Below are 2,223 nucleotides of genomic sequence, written 5' to 3'. Positions count from 1 at the left end.
ATAAAATTTTTGGCATATCCACAAAATAAGGCAAATGGTATACGTTAAAACTTGAAAAAAAAATGGAGGATTAATAAATGAATGAAACAGATAATGGGAACTCATGGCTTCCACTAATAGTAATTGCTTTGGCTTCCTTTATTATTGCTTTGGACGCTACATTCATGAATGTAAGTATTTCTCAGGTTGTTGCTGATTTGCATACTGATGTTAGTACCATTCAAATGACCATGTCATTTTATACTCTCATCACTGCCGCATTCATGTTGCTCAGTGCAAAGCTTCAGGACATAGTTGGTAAAAAGAAACTGTTCTTAATCGGTACTGCACTTTACGGTGTCGGTACATTTACCGCAGCAATAAGTTCAAGTTCCACAATGTTATTTATCGGATGGGCAGCAATTGAAGGTGTTGCTGGAGCATTAATGTTACCTGCTACCGTTTCTCTAGTAAGTGGATCATATTCCGGTGAAAAACGTACAGTTGCTTTAGCAATTGTTGGTGTAATGGGTGCAGTTGCAGCTGCTGTCGGACCGCTCTTCGGAGGAATCATGACAACATTTTTCAGTTGGAGATACGGATTTGCAATTGAATTAGTAGTTGTTTTTGTAATTTTAATAATGAAAAATAAAATACCTGAATTCGAACCTACTGAATCTAGAAGTGACCTTGATATTACTGGTGCTATAATCTCATTAATAGGTCTTGTATTGTTAGTTCTAGGTATCTTATCACTATCTAAAGAATTCACTACAAGCATAGGCGTTATTGTAGTGGCATTAATTGCATTAGCAATCTTTGCATACTATGAACGCAGAAGAAAAAGTAATGGTCAAGTGCCATTGCTTGATATGGACTTATTTAAAGACAGAAACTTACGTACTGGAACTATAATTTTGTTATTAAGTTACCTTTCAATGGGAGGAGCATTGTTTGCAGTTTCCCTGTATCTGCAAAGTGTATTGCAGTTAAATGCATTTGACACTGGTTTAACTACACTTCCAATGACTATAGGTCTGCTTGTTTTCGCAATTTTGGCTCCAAGTTTGACTGGAAAATTGAGCCATAAGATAGTTATGGCAATAGGATGTATAATGGCAATCGCAGGATGCCTGATTTTAAGCACTCAATTCAGACTTGATACAACAACATTGACTTTAATGCCAGGACTCTTTGTACTGGGTTCCGGACTTGGTTTCCTTATGGCTTTATGTACAGATATTTCATTATCCAATATCCCAGCGGAAAGTCAAAACAATGCATCTGGTGTTAATTCAACAGGTACATCATTAGGTGAATCCATGGGTACAGCAATCATCGGTATAATTCTGATTTTAGGAGTTGTGGGTGGTGTTTCCCATGCAGTAGATGTTTATGCACCTGAGTACTCAGGAAATGAAACATTCCATATGCAGGTTATAGACCAGTTCCAAAAAGTGGGCAATATAAATGATCTCAAATCAGATCACACTGTTGTTGAAATTGTAAACATTATTATTCAGGATGCTATGGCATTCGTAATGCAGATTACGGCCGTCATAATGGGTATTGTATTTTTACTAACGTTACGGCTAGAAAATGCAAACATTAAAAAACAATGAGAGTTTTTCTCTCATTTACTTTTTTTATTTTAATATTTTAACTCTAAATGAGTCTGAAAAAGATTAAGGCAAATAGTTTTTTTTAAAACATTTGAAAAAGTGAATAAATAGAATTTCGGAGGAAAAACATGGAATCAAATCAAATGGCAGGAATATTATCCATAATTCTAGGATTGATTTTTATTATTTGTCCAATATTCAGTTCATTAACATTGACCGTTCTTATAGGATTAAGTTTAGTATTCTTCGGTATAGCATTGATAATAAGTGGATTTACAGTTTTCAATATCATTATTGGTATTCTGGCCATCATAGTTGGGGTGGCATTTACATTTAACATTGCCGCATTGTCCTTCCTTTTAGGATTACAATTCTATGTAGTAGGTATCATAATGATTTTGGCAGGTATTGTGGGCATTATTTCAGATTCACAAATGTCAAAAATTGCTTCAGTATTAATCATTATTTTGGGTATTGTATCTTTTGCTCTTGGTGGCCTTTCAATAGACCAGCCACTTTATGCTGCAGTCATTATTGGTGTGGGTTTAATCATCCAAGGTGTAAGATTATATATTGATTGAACCACCCCACCCTAAGAGGGTGGGGATTCCTGAATTTTTTT

The 2,223-nt window shown here is 35.1% G+C and carries 2 protein-coding genes; both read left to right on the top strand.

Annotated elements, in window-relative coordinates; genetic code table 11:
* Positions 1–77: 77 nt before the first annotated feature.
* A complete protein-coding gene (locus ACKI2P_RS12050) occupies positions 78–1,601 on the top strand; it encodes an MFS transporter (RefSeq protein ID WP_407377855.1) in 1,524 nt (507 codons plus the stop codon).
* 128 nt (positions 1,602–1,729) lie between these two features.
* The gene (locus ACKI2P_RS12045; RefSeq protein WP_407377853.1) at positions 1,730–2,182 is read left to right on the top strand and encodes a DUF308 domain-containing protein; all 453 of its coding nucleotides are present in this window, start codon (positions 1,730–1,732) and stop codon (positions 2,180–2,182) included.
* The last annotated feature ends 41 nt before the right edge of the window (positions 2,183–2,223 follow it).

It is taken from the genome of Methanobrevibacter sp. (genome assembly GCF_045541095.1).
Classification (GTDB): Archaea; Methanobacteriota; Methanobacteria; order Methanobacteriales; family Methanobacteriaceae; genus Methanocatella.
The sequence above is the reverse complement of the archived record's forward strand: the minus strand, read 5'-3'. Positions and strand labels throughout refer to the sequence as shown.

Bases quoted from the DNA above. Each gene is read 5' to 3' on its own strand.
- ACKI2P_RS12050 (WP_407377855.1), top strand. From the start codon at position 78: ATGAATGAAACAGATAATGGGAACTCATGGCTTCCACTAATAGTAATT.
- ACKI2P_RS12045 (WP_407377853.1), top strand. From the start codon at position 1,730: ATGGAATCAAATCAAATGGCAGGAATATTATCCATAATTCTAGGATTG.